The 16,610-nt window shown below is 71.5% G+C and carries 16 protein-coding genes and 2 pseudogenes; 15 read left to right on the forward strand and 3 right to left on the reverse strand.

Annotated elements, in window-relative coordinates; translation table 11 throughout:
* The 3 genes from ACIA6T_RS35295 to ACIA6T_RS35305 all read left to right on the forward strand — a co-directional run.
* Positions 1–168, forward strand: a 168-nt coding sequence (locus ACIA6T_RS35295; RefSeq protein WP_399450602.1) for an alpha/beta fold hydrolase, incomplete at its 5' end; no start/stop codon positions are given.
* A 176-nt stretch (positions 169–344) separates the two neighbouring features.
* On the forward strand, positions 345–680 hold the full coding sequence (locus tag ACIA6T_RS35300; protein ID WP_399450589.1) for a beta/gamma crystallin domain-containing protein: 336 nt from the start codon (positions 345–347) through the stop codon (positions 678–680).
* Positions 681–712: 32 nt separating this feature from the next.
* Positions 713–1,075 (forward strand): peptidase inhibitor family I36 protein, encoded by a 363-nt coding sequence (locus ACIA6T_RS35305; protein WP_399450590.1) that lies wholly within the window; start codon positions 713–715, stop codon positions 1,073–1,075.
* A 200-nt stretch (positions 1,076–1,275) separates the two neighbouring features.
* Here the strand turns inward: ACIA6T_RS35305 and ACIA6T_RS35310 are convergent.
* Positions 1,276–1,500 (reverse strand): annotated as a pseudogene (locus tag ACIA6T_RS35310) (VOC family protein); the annotation flags it as partial.
* A gap of 1,241 nt (positions 1,501–2,741) precedes the next feature.
* Between ACIA6T_RS35310 and nadE the strand changes: the two are divergent.
* Positions 2,742–3,572: an ammonia-dependent NAD(+) synthetase gene (gene nadE, locus ACIA6T_RS35315; RefSeq protein ID WP_399450591.1), complete on the forward strand. Its 831-nt coding sequence runs from the start codon at positions 2,742–2,744 to the stop codon at positions 3,570–3,572.
* A gap of 242 nt (positions 3,573–3,814) precedes the next feature.
* Here the strand turns inward: nadE and ACIA6T_RS35320 are convergent, their stop codons facing one another.
* On the reverse strand, positions 3,815–4,687 hold the full coding sequence (locus ACIA6T_RS35320; protein WP_399450592.1) for an SGNH/GDSL hydrolase family protein: 873 nt from the start codon (positions 4,685–4,687) through the stop codon (positions 3,815–3,817).
* 262 nt (positions 4,688–4,949) lie between these two features.
* Here ACIA6T_RS35320 and ACIA6T_RS35325 point away from each other — a divergent pair, with 262 nt between their 5' ends.
* A complete protein-coding gene (locus ACIA6T_RS35325) occupies positions 4,950–5,507 on the forward strand; it encodes a TetR family transcriptional regulator (RefSeq protein ID WP_399450593.1) in 558 nt (185 codons plus the stop codon).
* Positions 5,508–5,848: 341 nt separating this feature from the next.
* Here ACIA6T_RS35325 and ACIA6T_RS35330 read toward each other — a convergent pair whose 3' ends face one another.
* Complete coding sequence (locus ACIA6T_RS35330) at positions 5,849–6,565, reverse strand: TetR/AcrR family transcriptional regulator (RefSeq protein WP_399450594.1); 717 nt, start codon at positions 6,563–6,565, stop codon at positions 5,849–5,851.
* A gap of 99 nt (positions 6,566–6,664) precedes the next feature.
* Between ACIA6T_RS35330 and ACIA6T_RS35335 the strand changes: the two genes are divergently transcribed.
* The 10 genes and pseudogenes from ACIA6T_RS35335 (at position 6,665) to ACIA6T_RS35380 (ending at position 16,377) form a co-directional block, all read left to right on the forward strand.
* A complete protein-coding gene (locus ACIA6T_RS35335) occupies positions 6,665–8,350 on the forward strand; it encodes a CocE/NonD family hydrolase (protein WP_399450595.1) in 1,686 nt (561 codons plus the stop codon).
* Positions 8,351–8,949: 599 nt separating this feature from the next.
* Entirely contained in the window at positions 8,950–11,172 is a 2,223-nt protein-coding gene (gene tap / locus ACIA6T_RS35340) for a telomere-associated protein Tap (protein WP_399450596.1), read from the forward strand.
* A gap of 12 nt (positions 11,173–11,184) precedes the next feature.
* Positions 11,185–11,742, forward strand: a complete 558-nt coding sequence (gene tpg, locus ACIA6T_RS35345) for a telomere-protecting terminal protein Tpg (protein WP_399450597.1) — start codon at positions 11,185–11,187, stop codon at positions 11,740–11,742.
* A 371-nt stretch (positions 11,743–12,113) separates the two neighbouring features.
* Positions 12,114–12,374, forward strand: a pseudogene (locus tag ACIA6T_RS35350) (GNAT family N-acetyltransferase); the annotation flags it as partial.
* Positions 12,375–12,425: 51 nt separating this feature from the next.
* Positions 12,426–12,758, forward strand: a complete 333-nt coding sequence (locus ACIA6T_RS35355) for a hypothetical protein (RefSeq protein ID WP_399450603.1) — start codon at positions 12,426–12,428, stop codon at positions 12,756–12,758.
* Between the two features lie 251 nt (positions 12,759–13,009).
* Entirely contained in the window at positions 13,010–14,194 is a 1,185-nt protein-coding gene (locus tag ACIA6T_RS35360; protein ID WP_399450604.1) for a PP2C family protein-serine/threonine phosphatase, read from the forward strand.
* Between the two features lie 28 nt (positions 14,195–14,222).
* The gene (locus ACIA6T_RS35365) at positions 14,223–14,594 is read left to right on the forward strand and encodes an STAS domain-containing protein (RefSeq protein WP_399450598.1); all 372 of its coding nucleotides are present in this window, start codon (positions 14,223–14,225) and stop codon (positions 14,592–14,594) included.
* A 243-nt stretch (positions 14,595–14,837) separates the two neighbouring features.
* Positions 14,838–15,044, forward strand: a complete 207-nt coding sequence (locus tag ACIA6T_RS35370) for a hypothetical protein (RefSeq protein ID WP_399450599.1) — start codon at positions 14,838–14,840, stop codon at positions 15,042–15,044.
* A 338-nt stretch (positions 15,045–15,382) separates the two neighbouring features.
* The gene (locus tag ACIA6T_RS35375) at positions 15,383–15,922 is read left to right on the forward strand and encodes an ATP-binding protein (protein ID WP_399450600.1); all 540 of its coding nucleotides are present in this window, start codon (positions 15,383–15,385) and stop codon (positions 15,920–15,922) included.
* Positions 15,919–16,377 (forward strand): Fur family transcriptional regulator, encoded by a 459-nt coding sequence (locus tag ACIA6T_RS35380; protein ID WP_399450601.1) that lies wholly within the window; start codon positions 15,919–15,921, stop codon positions 16,375–16,377. Before ACIA6T_RS35375 ends, ACIA6T_RS35380 begins: the two co-directional genes overlap by 4 nt.
* The last annotated feature ends 233 nt before the right edge of the window (positions 16,378–16,610 follow it).

The raw sequence follows: 16,610 nt of genomic DNA on the forward strand, positions 1-16,610 counted from the left end.
CTGCACGGCACCGCCGACCGCATCCTGCCCATCGAGTCCACCGGCGAGCCCTTCCACCGGGCGCTGCCGCAGGCCGAGTACGTCGTCGTCGAGGGCGCCCCGCACGGCCTGCTGTGGACCCACGCCCAGGAGGTCACCGACGCCCTGCTGAGGTTCCTGGCCAAGTGACGCACACCCGGCGGCCCCTCTCGCCGCCGGGAAACGAACCACACGCATCCCGCCACCATCACCGCGGTGGCGGGGTGCCGCCGCGGTCGTGCGGTACACGAGACGGCCGCACGGGGCGCCCCTGATGAACGGTGCCGCTCCGCGGCACCACACCCCCACGAAAGGACATTCCACCGATGAAGCGTTCCACCCTGCGCATCTCGCTCGCCACAGCGGCCGCGGGAGCGATGACGGTCGCGCTGCCGGCCTCCCCGGCCGCCGCGATCAACCAGACCGACTGCGGCACCAGGACGGACTTCGTCAAGGTCTGGTACAACGGCGGCGCCGACACCAAGTGCTTCGCCAACGCGGGCACCGTGACTCCCGGTCTGCTCGACGTCGAGCGCATCACGTCCGGCGACAACAGCATCCACGTGTGGCTGGGCAACGAGATCAGGTCCATGGACAAGTGGTCCTCCATCCGCGACGTCGAGAACCTCGACGCCACGCTGTACGCCCTGCAGATCCACTGACCGCCGGTGTCCGACCACGAAGAGGGAAACTTGTGAAAGAGCCACGACTTCGCCGCGTCCTGCTGTCCGCAGCGGTGCTCGCCGGCGCCCTGGGGGCGCTCGACGTCCCGGCCGCACAGGCCCACTACAGCCAGTGCCCCTCCGGGCACTTCTGCGTCTGGCAGCACAGCAGCTACGAAGGCCGCTTCTTCTCGAGCAACCGTGACACACCCAACGTCGGCAGCTACATGAACGACCGCACGACCTCGTTCTGGAACCGGAGCAACCGCGTCGTCTGCCTGTACCGGCACGAGAACTACGGTGACGACCTGGGCTGCTACGAGCCGGGCGCCTCCTCCGCGGCCATGCAGATACACAACGACCAGCTGACCGGCTTCCGGTTCGCGTCCGCGTAGGCCCGACCGCCGAAAAGCGAATGCCGGCGCGGGCGGCCCCGCTGAACAGCCGGGACCGCCCGCGACCCGACCGGGTCCAGGCATGCTTCCTCACCCGCGTGGTCATCGCCGGCGAGTACGGCGGCCTCACCGCCGACCGGTGCCGAGCACGTCTTCGCCCGCATCGACTGACGGGGTGCCGTCAGGACTCCGCGTCAGGACGGGGCGAGGACGCGGAACTCGTGGCCCTCCGGGTCGGCGAGGACCCGCCACGGCACTTCAACCTGGCCCACGTGGACGGGTGTCGCAACGAGGCCACCGGCAGGTCCGACGTAAGTGGTCACGCCGAGGGTGTAAGCACTCCGGCCGAGAGCCTCGGCCCGGAAGCGGCCGACCGCCAAGCCGTCAAGAGCCGTTGTGTTCACCTGGCCAGGTCGCAGTGCCATGCCGGCGATCCCTGCGCACCCGCCCTCCAACGACATCCGTACCGTCGCCGGCCACAACACTCGGTCCGTGGACCTGTCCGGCCGATCACGGTCGTGGACGGCCTGGCATGATGCCCGGGTGAGCGTCATCGTCGAGTTCTTCGCGGCTCCGGATGACGCGTCAGCCGCTCTGGATTCTCCGGACCGGGCCGCGACGCGCGTTCGAGTCGCTCTCCTTCGGCAACCTCGATCCCGGGGAAGCCGTGGTGGAGTGGGAGTGCCTTCTCGCCGACGGCAGCTTCGAGGAACTCGTCGAAGCCGGTGAGCCTCGTACCGTCGCGGACCAGGACGATGGCGGACGCGTCGTCTTCGCGATCTCGCCCCGCCTGTCCGCGGCACTTGCCGAGGCTGAGCGGTCCGAGTGGAAGGACGCCGCCGTCGCTCGACCGATCCGCGGTCGGTCCGGCCCCGGCTGCGCATGCGGGGACTCCCATCGGGAGCCCTCACCTCGGTGCCCGCAGCCCTTCCCGCACCGCGGCACGCCGCGACACTCTCAGCGCCGGTCGCCGATGAACCAGGCGACAAGGCGGGGGCGGCCCGTCCACGGCTCGCACGCCACGATCGCGCCGGTGGAGACGATATCGGTGGTGACGCGACTGCTCGAACCGCCCGGTGCCGATCTGCTGGAGGCGGCTCACGCCCTCGCGGCGGTTGTCCTGGAAAAGGGCCGGTCCGAATCGGCGGGAGGCCCGGGACGAGTCCGTTTTCCCGCGCCGCGCGTCTCCAGCGGCCCATGCCGGCCGATGACGGCCGCGGCCTCCTTGCAGGACCGGCGGACATCCTGCCCTTCCGGCGTCCGGGTTCCGCACGGGGGAGGGGCCGGGCTGTCGCTCCTCATGCCGCACGAGGTCATGCCGAAGTCCTCGCAGGCACGGGCCTAGGGTCTGTTGCGAAAGCGCTGGTCACGGCCACTAGTCGTGGGCGTGGGACACGTCCCCCGGCGGCTCCGGTGATTCTGCCCGCTCCCGGCGCAGGCCCACGGGCAGGACACGGCACCGAAGGCATCGGCGATACCGTGCCGGGCCGAGGGCGTACGCCGCAGCGCGACGGGGACCGCGGCCAGGAGCACGGTGGAGACGTCGTGGCGGGCCGGCTCGCCGCCCGGGGTGTCGGTGGACGGTCCCTCCCGTCCGGATTCCCCGGGGAGCTCCGGGGTAGCAGGGGAGGCGACAGCACATCGTGAGCCGGAACGAGGAGCAGACGTGAGTGAGCCGGCGTCCGTCGCCCTGCAGAAGGAGATCGCCCGGGAACTGGGGGTCGCCGAGATCTTCGAGGCCGAGCGCGAGATCGAGCGTCGGGTGGCCTTTCTCGCCGAGCGGCTGACGTCCAACGGTCTGCGTGCCCTCGTGCTCGGTATCAGTGGCGGCATCGACTCCACCGCCGCGGGCCGACTGTGCCAGCTCGCCGTCGAACAGGCGCGGGCCGGCGGACACGAAGCACGGTTCTACGCGATGCGCCTGCCCTACGGGATCCAGGCCGACGAGCACGACGCCCAGCTCGCGCTCTCCTTCATCAGGGCCGACCACGTGCTGACCGTGGACATCAAGCCCGCCGGCGACGCCGCGCTCGAGGCCGCGCTGGCCGCCGGAGTGAGCTTCCGCGACGCCCACCACCAGGACTTCGTGCACGGCAACATCAAGGCGCGCCAGCGCATGATCGCCCAGTACGCGGTGGCCGGCGCGTACGGCGGCCTGGTCGTCGGCACGGACCAGGCCGCCGAGGCGGTCTCCGGGTTCTTCACCAAGTTCGGCGACGGCGCCGCCGACCTGGTCCCGCTGGCCGGCCTGACCAAGCGCCGGGTGCGCGCCGTCGCGGACGCGCTGGGCGCACCCGCCGCGCTGGTGTGGAAGATCCCGACGGCCGATCTGGAGAGCCTCGACGAGGGCAAGGCCGACGAGGACGCGCTCGGAGTGACCTACGACGTCATCGACGACTTCCTGGAGGGCAAGCCGGTGGACGAGCAGGCCTTCGAGACGATCGTCCGCCGTTACCGCCTCACCGACCACAAACGCCGGCTGCCCATCACCCCCTGACCGGGCGGCGCCGTCCCCCGTCACCAGGGGTGAGTGAGCGAGTGCCCCGCCGGGACGGTGACGTTCGGCCGGGGCGGTGAAGGCCACGACCCGGGAACCGCCGCCCCCTGCGGAAGCCCCCGCGAACCGGGCTGCGGCCCGGCCCGGACGGTACCGGCGCCTGAGCGCCACGCCCCGTGCCCGGCCGAGGCCATGGCCAGGAACACCCTCGACGCGGTCGTCGAGGGTGAGGCGCGCCGCCGTCAGCTCAGGCCGAGGACGCTCATGGTGTGCTCGGCCATGCGCCGCTCTCCGAGGGCGTTGGGATGGACGGGTACAAGGCTGCCGCCGAAGAGGAGAGGCTCGATCCAGCGGGTCCCGCCGGGCTTGCACGCGTCGTGGCCCTCGGAGATCCGGGAGAAGTCCACGAAGGTGGCGCCGGTCTCTTCGCTGGCGCGTTCGACGGCCGCGTTGAGGTGCGCCTGTATGCCGCGCAGGTACGGCACGTCACCGTCGGCGATCGGAAGCTTCACGAAGCAGGAGGGATCGGCCTCGGCCGGTGTGATCCACGGGTAACCCAGGACCGCCACGCGGGCGTTGGGGGCCTTGGCGCGAACGGTCTGCAGGGCGGTCTTCAGCGCGGGGTAGGTGTTCGCGTCGATCTGGTCGGTGAAGGAGGTGCCGTGCCGGTCCTTGCAGGGGCTGCCCTTGCCTCCGCTGAGGACGCCCGCGGTACCGCAGGCCGTGATGGCGTTGATGAAGGTGCCGTTGTCGTTTCCGCCGATCGTCAGCGTCACCAGGTCGGTGCCCGCACCGAGCGCGTTCACCTGGGGCCCGACGCCGGGGTACTGCGATGTGGTGAAGTCCTTCGTCTGGGCGGCGCCGCAGGTCACGTCCTTCAGGTGGGCGCCCGTACGGCCGGCGATCACATGAGGGTAGTTCGCGGTGGAGCGCAGGCACAGCAGGTTGGTGGGATCCACGGGCAGCACGCCCGAGCCGGCGCTGTAGCTGTCGCCGAGGGCGACGTAGTCCAGCGACGCGGAGGCGTGTGCGGTGCCGCCCGTGAGGCTGAGGGCGAGCGCACCGACGAGTGCGGATGATGTGGTCATGACATTCCGCAGGGCGTGCTTCGGCATGTGATCCCTCTTCCCGGGACGGAGCAGTGGGGCGGCAGCCGGCGGGGCGTGCCGTTGGTGCGAACGGAGCGGTTCGAACGTGGGGGAGTGCCGGGGTACGTCATTACCGAGCAGTTCTACCGTCAGGTAATGTGCAGGCCCCCGGGCGGGGAGTCAACATTGTTGACCGGACTTCTTGAAACGCTTACGAAAGATTCCCGGCTCACCCCGCGGACGCGCGAACCCGCAGTTGCGAAGCGTCGGCGCCCCTATCCTGTCCCGCATGCTGCAGACCGGCTCCAGTACCACGACCCGCGAGGCCATCCACTCCGCCGCTGCCCGGCTCTTCCGGGACCAGGGCTTCTCCCGGACCACCGTCCGCCGGATCGCGGCGGCGGCCGGCACGGACCCCGCACTGGTGATCCGTCATTTCAAGAGCAAGGAACTCCTGTTCCTGGAGACGATGCGCCTGACGATCGATGACGAGCCACTGCTCGACGTGCCACTGGAACACCTGGGAGACCGGCTCGCCGGACTCCTCGTCGAGCTCGGCGGTTCCGCGCGGGGCGTCTTCCTGGCCCTGGTGCACAGCGGCGGCGAACCGCGGATCCGCGAACGTCTGCGCGATACGCACGAGCAACTCTTCGTCGCACCGCTGCGCCGTCGTCTGTCCGGCCCCGACGCCGACGTCCGCGCGCGCATGGCGGCCGCCTTGGCGGGGGGCCTGCTGTACGCACTGTGGGTGGTCGGGGACGAGGGGCTGCTCCGAATGGACCGTACGGAACTGGTGTCACGGTACGGCGCACTGTTCCAAGGGGTGCTGACTCCTCGGAACCACTGATGTCGTCGCGGTACCGGATCTCGCGGAGGACGCGCACCGGGCGGGCGTCCTCGCGTACGTTCGAGCTGTCCGGACGGCCACGACGGGAGCGCCGGGCTGTCGCTGGGCGGCGCCGTCGGGAAACCGGCTTCGTTTGCGAAGCACGGCCGGGCCCCGGGCGGCTGGTGGTGGCGCGGGGCCGACGCCTGCCCGCGCCGGCTGTACGGCGACGTCCCCGGGCCTCCGGCACGGACCACCGGGCATCGGCGTCGCGGTCCGCCCTGTGACGACGCACGGGCTCCGCGCCATCGGCTTGTTCCTCCGGGGCGGTGCGGGCGGGACGTGTCCACGGGCGCGTTGCGTCAGCCGGCGTCGAGACCGTCGATCAGGCGGCCCAGGAACCGGGTGAAGGTGGCTTCGGCGGTGAAGGGGCGTCCGGGGGCGGAGAGGGCCTCGGCGAGTTCCGGGTGACAGCCGTCGGCGGCGACAGCGGCGAGGTAGCGGGCCTCGGCTGCGGCCCGTTCCGGGGACCGTGCGGCTGAGGCCTGCGCGATCTCGTGCGCCACGTGGCCGGCCACGAACGCGGTGAGCTGGGCGAAGATCTCCAGCTTCGCCGCACCGTCCAGCCCGGTGGGCCGCAGTACGGCGAGCGCGTGCTCCAGGAAGGCCAGCGTGTTGGGGCCCGGAACGCGACGGGTGGTCAAGGCGGCGGGCAGCCAGGGATGGCGCAGCATATGGGCGCGCTGCAGGTGGGCGACGGTCTTCAGATCGGTACGCCAGTCGCCGCTGGGCGGGTCCGTGACCGTCAGTTCGCCGCTGACGTGGTCGACCATCAGTTCCAGCAGTGTCTCCTTGTCGGGGGCGTAGCTGTAGAGCGACATGACACCGGCTCCGACCCGGGCGGCGACCCGCCGCATGGTGACCGCCTCGAGGCCTTCGGCGTCCGCCAGGGTGACGGCCGCCGCGGTGATCGCCTCCCGGCTGAAGGAGGGCCTGCGGCCCCTGCGGAACTCGGTGGGCCGCAGCCAGAGCTGTTCGGGATCGACACTCGGGGCGCTGGACTTCTGGTCACCGGGCACGGTCCTGTGCTCCTTCCTCCGGTTTCAGGGGCGGTCCTTGCAGAGGTCATCCAAGCATCCTCTATTCTCGTACAGCGTACGGAAATAAGGAGGGGGACGATGTCATCACGCACGCCCGACGCCGTGACCGGACCGGCCTGGGTGCCGCCCGCCGGAAAACCGCCGCTGTCCGCACGGATGACGAGGGCGCTCTGGCGGGGTCTGCCGGCGAAGCGGCACGAGGTCGGATGGGAGCCGGGGCTGGTGGTGCCGGCCGCCGACGGCAGCTCGTTGGTCACTGACCACTACTTCCCGCGCGACCGGGGCGACTTCCCCACCCTCCTGGTCCGCTCGCCCTACGGCCGAGGCCTGCCGTGGTCGCCCCAGTACGGCCTGCTCTTCGCCGAACAGGGCTTCCACGTGGTCCTGCAGAGCTGCCGCGGCACCGGCGGTTCGGGCGGCGCGTTCGATCTGTGGCGCAATGAGGCCGCCGACGGCCGGGCCACGGTCTCCTGGCTGCGCGAGCAGGCCTGGTTCGACGGAACGCTGGGGACCGTCGGCCCCAGCTACCTGGGCTACGTGCAATGGGCCCTCGCTCTGGACCCGCCGCCGGAACTGAAGGCGATGGTGGTGCAGGTAGGACTGCACGACCCCTACGCCCTGTTCCACGCGGACGGTGCGCTGCGCCTGGAGAACGTCCTCGCCGTCGGCACGGGCATGACCTACCAGCACCAGGGCATGGCGCCGTTCCTGAAGGCGACACTGCGCCTGCAGCGCCGCCTGCGCGACGTCACCGCCGCGCGGCCCCTGCAGGGGGCGTACGAGTCCGCCCTGGGAGGTGAAGTGCCCTGGCTGGACGACGTGATGACGCACCCGGACGCCAAGGACGCCTACTGGCGCGGCGCGTCGTTGGCGGAGTCGGCGGAGCGGCTCGACGTGCCCACGGCCCTGATCACCGGATGGCACGACGTGCTCGTCGACCAGACCTTCGAGCAGTACGACCGGCTGCGTCGGGCCGGATGCGAAACGGCCCTGCTCGTCGGCCCCTGGACCCACACCTCCGCCCTCCAGCAGGGGTGGCCCGAGGTGTTCGCCGAGAGCCTCGCCTGGCTGCGCGCCCACCTGTGCGCCGACTCCTCCGGCCTGCGCCCCACCGCGGTACGCGTGCACATCAACGGCGAGGACGCCTGGCGGGACCTGGACGACTGGCCGCCGGCCTCCGCTGCCGCCTCGTGGTACCCCGCCCCGGACGGACATCTCACCCGACAGCCCCCCACGGAATCCGCGCCGCTGACGACGTTCCGCTACGACCCGGCCGACCCCACCCCGTCCCTCGGAGGTCCCCTGCTCTCCCGCACCGCCGGCCCACGCGACAACGGCGTTCTGGAGGCCCGGGACGACGTCCTGACGTTCACCGGCCCGCCCCTGGCCGAGCCCGTGGACATCCTGGGCCCGGTCTCCGCGCGGCTGAGCATCTCCACGGACACCGGGCACGCCGACGTCTTCGCCCGCCTGTGCGACGTGGACGCGCACGGCCGCTCCGTCAACGTCTGCGACGGACTGGGCCGGCTTCGGACAACCGGATCCGCGCCCTCGCAGGTCACCGTGCGGATGAGCTCCACCGCCCATCGCTTCGCCGCAGGTCACCGCATACGCTGGCAGATCAGCGGAGGCGCGAGTCCCCGCTACGCCCGTAATCCCGGCACCGGGGAACCGCCGGTGGACGCCACCACCTTCACGCCGGTGCGCATCACGGTCCACACGGACTCGGTGCTGATGCTCCCCCGCGGCGCCGGGCTCGAGTGATTCCCCTGTTCCCCGGGAAGGGACCGACGAGCCGGGCCGTCCGGCCCGGCTCGATCCTCCACGCCCTCTTCCCGGCCTGCTGGAGGGCGAGCCGGGCGATTCCGGGGGAGTCACGGACACGCCCAAGGCGTGTGCGGGACACCGCGGCCGTCCCCACGGCGCGGCGCCGACGGCGGCCGCGCGGCAAGGCCGAGACCGGCCGTGCGCCGCAGGCGCCGGTACCCGCGGACCGCTGATGGCGGACAGGGCCCGGATGCGCGCGGCTCGTCCTTGTCGAGCGGCGTCCGGTAAGGGAAGGACACCCTGCCGTACCCCGGTCACCGGCCCCTTCGCTGCCGGCGCGCACCGGGCCGGGACGGTCGTCGTCGCGGTACAGGGCGACGGATCCTCCGACCGCGCCTGCCGCGCCGGTGACCGCCATGGTGCCGTCAGCGTCCACGGGCACGGGTCCGCCGGGTCCCGCCGACCGCCGTCCCGAGCTCCCTGGGCTGATCGAACGGTATCCGCACACGATTCGTACGCGATCCGTACTCGACTGGTACTCGACTCGTACTCAATCCGTACGCTCCACGCTATAGTTGAGGAACAGGAGGCCCTCCATGTCCGAATTGTTCGACCGGGTCGACGCGCTCCTCGCGTCCCGCGCCCCCCTGCCGCCGCCCGAAGAGCGCAGGCGTCTGCGCAAGGCCCACGGCCTGACGATCGACGAGATCGCCACAGCGCTGCAGGTGCGCCGGGCCACGGTCAGCGGCTGGGAGGCCGGCAAGACCGAACCCCGCCCGCCGGAGCGCGACGCGTACGCACGTCTCCTCGACGGACTCTCCGAGCTGTACCCCGCCCCGGCCGACGCCGGCACCCAGGGCGAGGACACGGCGACGCCCGAGACGCTCACCACCCCGGCAACCCCGGTGCCGAAGGCGCGCCCCCTGTCCACGGGCCAGGAACCCGAAGCCGTGACCACGACCACGGCTGAGAACACCACCCGATCCCGTCCGGCCGCGGCGCCGTACACCACCAGGCCGTCAACGACGTCACGGCGCCCGGACGCGCGGAGGGCGGCCCAGGCCGGCACCCCTGCGGGCGGCGCCGGTCCGCGCTTCGAGAACGGGCCGCTCGCGGTCGTCGACGTCGACACGGAAGGGCAGGTCCTGGCGTACTGCACCGGTGGCCTGGTCCTGGACGTGCCCGCCAAGTCCCTGTCGGCCCTGGTGGACTGGACCCTCAGGGAAGCGAAGCTCGGGCAGCCGAGGCTGTCAGGTCCGGGCAAGGACGCCGACCCGCTGCTCGTGCTCACCGAGGCCGCGCTGGAGCGCTACGGCCTTCCCGTCGCCCTCACCGACGAGGAGCGGCTCGCCGGGCGGATCCCGGAGGGCCACAAGGTCGTCAAACAGCTCACGCGCGCGGAGTGGAAGCTGACCAAGCGCGGCTTCGGGCCGTGGGCGCGGATCTACCGCCCCGCGCGGGGCGGGGAACGCAACTGCGTCCAGCTGTGCATCCCGTCCTGGCACGCCCTCGACCTCCGCCACTGGGGCCACGCCGCACAGCTCCCGCCGGCGGACCTCGCCCGGACCCTGGGCGTGTACGCCTCCCGCGTGATGACGCCGCGCGGCTCCACCGCCGTCACCGGCCTGGAGCTGATGACCGCGCTGCACCCGCCGACCCGCGCCTCCGAACCCGACGCGACGGGTAAGCGGCACTCCGAACACAACCCCGGCTCGCTGGGCAAGGACCCGGTGGACTGCGCCCCGTGCGAGGCCCCCGACGGACACCCCCTCCTGACGGACCTGCCGCGCTTCCACGTCCGCGGCCCCGGCGAGAAGCTGTTCGAGGAGGCGTACGACTGGGCGCGGCCCATGACCGACGACGAATGCACCCTGCGGTACCTGGTCGGCATCGACGTGAACATGGCCTTCGCCGCCGGCGCCAACGGCCTGGTCGTCGGTCTCGGCGCGCCGGAGCACGTCAAGGCGCCGGTGTTCGATGCGAAGCTGCCCGGTTCCTGGCTGGTCGACCTCTCGCACGTCGACCTGTCGAGGGTGAAGGTCGGCAAGGACAAGTGGGCGGAGCTGGACGCGAGTCTGCTGCCCAGCCCGTTCACGCCGAAGGGCGAACGCCCCGAGGGCCCGGCCTGGTACGCCACGCCCACCGTCGCGTACGCGGCGGAGCTCGGCTACGAGGTGCGTCCGCTCGAGGCGTACGTCCGCTATGACAACGGCCGCTACCTGGACGACTGGTACAACAGGCTGCGCGACGCCTACCTGGCGACGATGGCCGATCTCGGCGTACACGCGGACATGGATCCGGCCGACTTCCTGACGGCGATGGACGGCTACAAGGAACGCGATCCGCAGCTGACGATCGTCGTCTCGGCGATCAAGGCGACGGTCAAGGGCGGTCTGGGCAAACTGCGCGAGCGCCCGCGCGGCGAGGGCTGGCGGCCCGGGCAGCCGTGGCGGGCCCTCGCCCGGCCGACGTGGCGGCCGGACATCCGCGCGGCCGTCATCTCCCGCACCCGGATCAACCTCCACCGCAAGATCGTCAAGCATGCGGCGTTCACCGGCCAGTACCCGGTCGCGATCCTCTCCGACTGCGTCGTGTACGCGGCCGGAGGCACCGGCCCGCTGGACTTCCTGCCCTACCGGGACGGCAGGCCGCTGCCCGGTGGCTTCAAGCTCGGCGTCAACCCGGGCCTGGTCAAGCACGAGGGCACCCAGAGCGTCCTGTGGGGCGAGGAGGTCCGTGAGCGGTTCGACGCCCCGGAGCTCAACCTCGCCCGCTACATCAAGGACGGCACCGTCACCGACATCGACAACGGCGAGTAGGAGAAGGCGACGATGACCCTGTTCGGGGACGGCCTGGACGCCGCGGTGCGGAAATCGTTCACCCGCCCGGCACCCAAGAGCGCACCCGCCCAGATGCGCTACCTGGTCAAACAGCTCAAAGGCACCCGTGCGGTCGCCCGGACGCTGCGCATCTCCCAGCGCACCGTCGAACGGTACGTGAAGGACCAGATCAGGAAACCCCGCCCGGACCTCGCCGCCCGCCTGGAACACGAGGTGAAGAAGCGCTGGCAGCCGCAGATCCGCGCCCGGGCACGGCGGAAGGCGGCGACGACCGACGGCATCGTCATCGACACCCGTGCCCGGATCGGCTACACCGCGCCGATCGGCTCGACGGACGAGGACAGGCTCCGCCACCTCACCGTCGCCCTGCCGCCGCGGTACGCCGCCCGCCTCTTCGACGCCCAGCAGACCGGCGCCGGCGACCAGCGGTTGCGGGAGATCGTCGCCGAAGCGCTCAAGGAGGTGTACTTCCAGGACAGCGGCCGCCGCGCCGGCCAACTGGAGGAAGTCCGGTTCACGGACATCGAGCACCTGGAGTTCGACCTGTAGCCTCCGCGCCGGAGAGCCGCGGACCTCGTCTGCGGCCGAGCCGGAGCACGAGGGACGGAACACGGTCGGATGCGCTGTCACCAGGGCCGCCGGGCGGGGCCGCGGCGCATCGCCGCGGCCCCAGCGGCTCCCGGCGGTCGCCCGCTCCGTACCCGGCAGCTTCTCGGGATCGCGCACGTGGCAGGCGCCGGTGGTGCCGGCCTTCCCGACCGGCACCGGCTTGCCGGCCGATGTCCGTACCGGGGCGCAGACCGTGGCCACGGTGCTGCAGCGCCTCCACGCCGACCTGCGGACACGCGCCCTGGCCCACGGCCAGGTCCGTAAAGTGGCTGTGACCATAGTCCGATGAGGAACCCGCCCGTGCACGCGCCACCATCGAACTGGACCGCACGATCGCCGCGTTCGACGGCGGCACACCAGTGGGAGGGACCGCGATCCACACGCGGTCCCTCACCGTTCCCGGCGCCGACCTCCCGGTCGCAGGTGTCACCTGGGTCGGCGTGACCCCCACCCACCGGCGACGCGGCATCCTCACCTCGCTGACACGCAGGCAACTGACCGAACTGCACGAGTCCGGCGGCGAGCCGATCGCCGTACTGCGTCCCTCGGAGGCGGCGATCTACGGCCGCTTCGGCTACGGCCCGGCCACCCGCGGGAACCGGCTCCGGTGCGAGAAGAGGTCCATGCTCTTCCGCCCCGGAACCGACTTCGGCGGCGGCAGCATCCAGCTCCTGGACCGCCACACGGCCCGCCCTGTGATCGAGAAGGTCTACGACCGTGTCCGCGAGGGCTCGATCGCCTGGCCCGACCGGGCCGAGCGGTCCTGGAACAGCCGACTGGCCGACGAGCCACGCTCACGCGGCGGCGCGACCTCGCTGCGGTACGCCGTGCACCGCGACCCCGGTGGCGACGCCACCGGATACGCGCTGTACCGGATCAACGACGCGAGCGACGCCGCCGGCAACGACACCAGCGCGGTACAGGTCGTGGAACTGGCGGCGGCGACGGGCTGCTGACAGCGCACCTCAGCGTCGAGCGGCCCCGGCCGCTCGACGCGCGCGGTGGGGTCGTGGGACTGCGGGCCGCGCGTGCTGTCCGGGAGCGGGTACCCGCGTGGTGCCCGAGGATGGGTACCGCACGAGCAGCCATGAAAGAGGCGGGCCGTGAAGGAGTCCCGAAGTGGCACGGCTGCCCATGGCGTGCGCGTCTGCCCGGCGAGGGGACCAGGGATGTGACTGAGAGCAGCGCTGTGTCACTGGTACGGCTGATGCAGGCCAGTCATACGGCCACGCTCGAACAGCTTCCGGGGATGATCGCCGAGCATGCCGCCGTGGCGGGCATGCACGACGTGGCGGTCTTCGTGACCGACATCCGGGAGACGGTGTTGCGCCGGCTCACCGGTCGGGGGGCGGACGCCGGGGGCGGCGGTCAGGAGTTCACCGTTTCGGGCAGCCTGCCCGGCCAGGCCTACCAGCGTGTGGAGCTGCTCCCCGAATCCGAACGGGACGGGACGGGTGAGCGTCCGGGCGGGCGGCGGTGGGTGGCCGTCACTAACGGGGTGGAGCGCCTGGGTGTGCTGCGGGCCGATACCGACACCGACACCGAACCCATCCGGCAAGCTCTGCGCGACCTGGCGTCGATGACGGCCCTGCTGTTGCTGAGCAAGCGGTCCTTCAGCGACTCCTACGCGCGTCTGGCGCGCACCGAGCCGATGAACGTGGCCGCGGAGATGCAGTGGAACCTCACTCCGCCGCCTGCCTACGCCGGCCACGACGCCACCGTGGGCGCGGTGATGGAGCCTGCCTACCAGATCGGCGGGGACGCCTTCGACTACGCGGTCGCCGGCAGTACCCTCCACCTGAGCGTCTTCGACGCCATGGGACACGACACCACCGCCGGCATCACCGCCAACGTCGCCGTGGCCGCCTGCCGCAACGCCCGCCGGCAGGGTGCCTCGCTGACAGAGACCAGCCGGCAGGTGGAACAGACCCTGATCGAGCAGTTCAGTACCAGCCGCTACATCACCGGCATCCTCGCCCACCTGGACATGGAGACGGGCCGACTGACGTGGATCAACCGCGGCCATCACCTGCCGGTCCTGATCCGCGGCAACCGCTGGGTCACCGAACTGGCCTGCCCCCCGGCCGGCCCCATGGGCGCCGACCTCGGCCTGCCGGTCACCATGGCCGCCGACCAGCTCGAACCCGGGGACCGGCTGCTGCTCTACACCGACGGCATCGTCGAAGCCCGCGACAGGTACGGAACGGAGTTCGGCCGGGACCGGTTCGTCGACTTCGTCCTGCGTCACCACTCCGGTCGGCACACCCTGCACGAGACCCTGCGCCGGCTGATGGCCGCCGTCATGGAACACCACGACGGCAAGTTCGACGACGGCGCCACCGTCCTGCTCACCGAGTGGCGCGGCGGCCACCAGCAGGAGCTGACGCCGTGAACCGCGGCCCATGGGGAAGGAAGCGGCCATGAGCACCGACCAGCCCGCCCCCGACGATCCGCGGGACGCCCTCCAGGTCTCGGCCCGCCCCCCGGGCGCAGGACGACACCTCGTCACGGTCGAAGGCGCCCCGGATCTGCACACGGCCTCGCGGCTCGCCGACGTCTTGCAGCCACTGCTGCTCACCAGCGGCCAGAGCGTGCTGGTGGACCTGTCCGGTGTCGCCTTTCTGGATTCCACCGGGCTCACCTGTCTGATCGCGGCCTACCGCACAGCCAGAAACACCGGCGCCCGGCTGGCGCTGATCGCACCCGGCGAACGCGTACGCCACATGCCGGCGCTGACCGGCACGGACCAGGTACTGCCCAGCTACGCCACCGTGGACTCCGTCCCCGACTGACCGCCCGCCCGCACCACCGGCAGCCGCTGCCCCGGTAGGAGACGGCAGCAGCGGACCCGCACCCGTAGAGCGGCCCGGGCGGAGTGGGGCCGCCTGAAGCAGGGGTGCGGTAGGGGGTGCGCCTGCTGTCGCGCGACGCGGCGGGCCGTTCCTGTGTCCGTGCAGGTCACCACGCGGTTTCGGCGTGGTCGGGGGGTTCCCCCATGTGTGTGGTCAAGGTCGAAGGCCAGTAGGTTCGTGTGGTTGAGGGCAGGCCGAGCCGTAGGGGTGTGCACGAGTGGTGGCCAGGTCACGATCAAGCTCACGAGTGACGAGGCACTGGTGCTGTCGCACTGGCTGGAGAAGCTCCGGATGACGGACCTCAGCCGGGTTGTCGACGATCCGGCGGTCGATCCGGTTGCTCGGATGCGGCTGGTCGGTGGTGACCACAAGCGCCGGCCCCCGGGGTGACCGCATGCTCGACCGCGAACGTGCACGGCGACAGCACCGGACCTCGAGCCTCGGAGGCTCGAGGTCCGGTGGGTGCGGGAAGCGGTCGAAGGCCGGCTGTGGCACCGGCCCGGGCACCACGGCCACCCATGGCCTCGGTCGGGTCCTGCCCACCCGGACCCGCGAGCCTGCCGCCGACCGCCACCCCGCCCGGCTGACACCGCGGGGCGGCGGCCGCAGCGCACGCACCAGAAACTGTGTGGAATCATGAAAAAGCCTGTCATCCATAAACTTGACCGATTCAAGAAAAGGCGTACGGTCGTGAGGGAGATTGCAACCGTCCTCGAAAGCGCGCCCTTATGGATCGCACAGTTCCCCGGGAAACCCCTCCGGGTGGAACGATCGCCGATGTGGTCGTCCCTGCCCCTCAGCGACCGGCTACCGCCCTGCCGTCCGGTGTGGCGGCCGACACCCGCGTGGAATCGTTCGTGGGCGGGCCCTGGCCCCTGCCGTGGTCACCGACCGCGTGCTCCTCGGCGAGGACCGTCATACGTGACGTGCTGCCGCAGTGGGGTCTGGACGACCTCGTACCGACTGCCGAGCTGCTGGTCAGCGAACTGGTGAGCAACGCACTGCGTCATGCCTCCGGCCCGCTGCGCCTCACCCTCGAGCGGGTGTCCGACCTTCGCTGCCTGGTCAGCGACGGCACCACGGACCTTCCCCGCCCGGCCGACGCGGGCCCGGAGGACGAGTGCGGTCGCGGACTCGTCCTCGTGGACATGCTGGCCGCACGGTGGGGCTGTGAGGGCGGGCCCGAGGGCAAGAGCGTGTGGTTCGAGCTCTCCGGCGACCCCTGCGCGCCCGGTCTCGACGGTGACACGGAGGACGAGGCGGCATGACGACGTCCGGCACGGCCGATGAACCGATGGCCCTGGCCGCAGAACGGCTGCGTACGGCGGGCATGCGAGTGACCGCTCCGCGCATGGCCGTGCTGATGGCCGTCTCCGGCTCGGGTGGTCACCTCGACGCCGACACCCTGCGTGAGCGCGCTCAGCGGATCACCGGCCGCCTGTCTCTGCAGGCCACCTACAACGTGCTGCGCGCCCTCACGGACGCCGGCCTGGTCCGATCCACCCAGATCGCGGGTCACCCCACCCGCTACGAGACCGAGCGCCACGACAACCACCACCACTTCGTGTGCCGCGCCTGCGGTTCCATCCGCGACGTGGAGTGCGCGGTGGGCGCGGCACCCTGCATGGAGCCGCGACTGCCGGAGGAATACGACACCCAGGAGGCCGCAGTCACGTTCTGGGGCCTGTGCCCCGGTTGCCGGGCCGAGGCGCCGGTTTCCTGACGGAACCAGCCCGTCCTCGTGGCCCCACGACGTGCGAGGAAGGCCCGTGCGCTGCCGTCCGACCGTGCCGGAGAACCGTACGAGCGGCTGATTGCCGGACATGAGTACCTGTGCTGTAGCGGATCAATGCCAGTTTCATCCCGATAAGATCCCTTTTGTGATTCAGTCAGGTAGGTTCCGGCGTCGCCATCGTCCGGACGATGGCCGGCGGGAAGCCGTGCTGCTGCTGTCAC

The organism is Streptomyces sp. NPDC051740 (assembly GCF_044453165.1).
In the GTDB taxonomy this organism is placed as follows: domain Bacteria; phylum Actinomycetota; class Actinomycetes; order Streptomycetales; family Streptomycetaceae; genus Streptomyces; species Streptomyces atrovirens.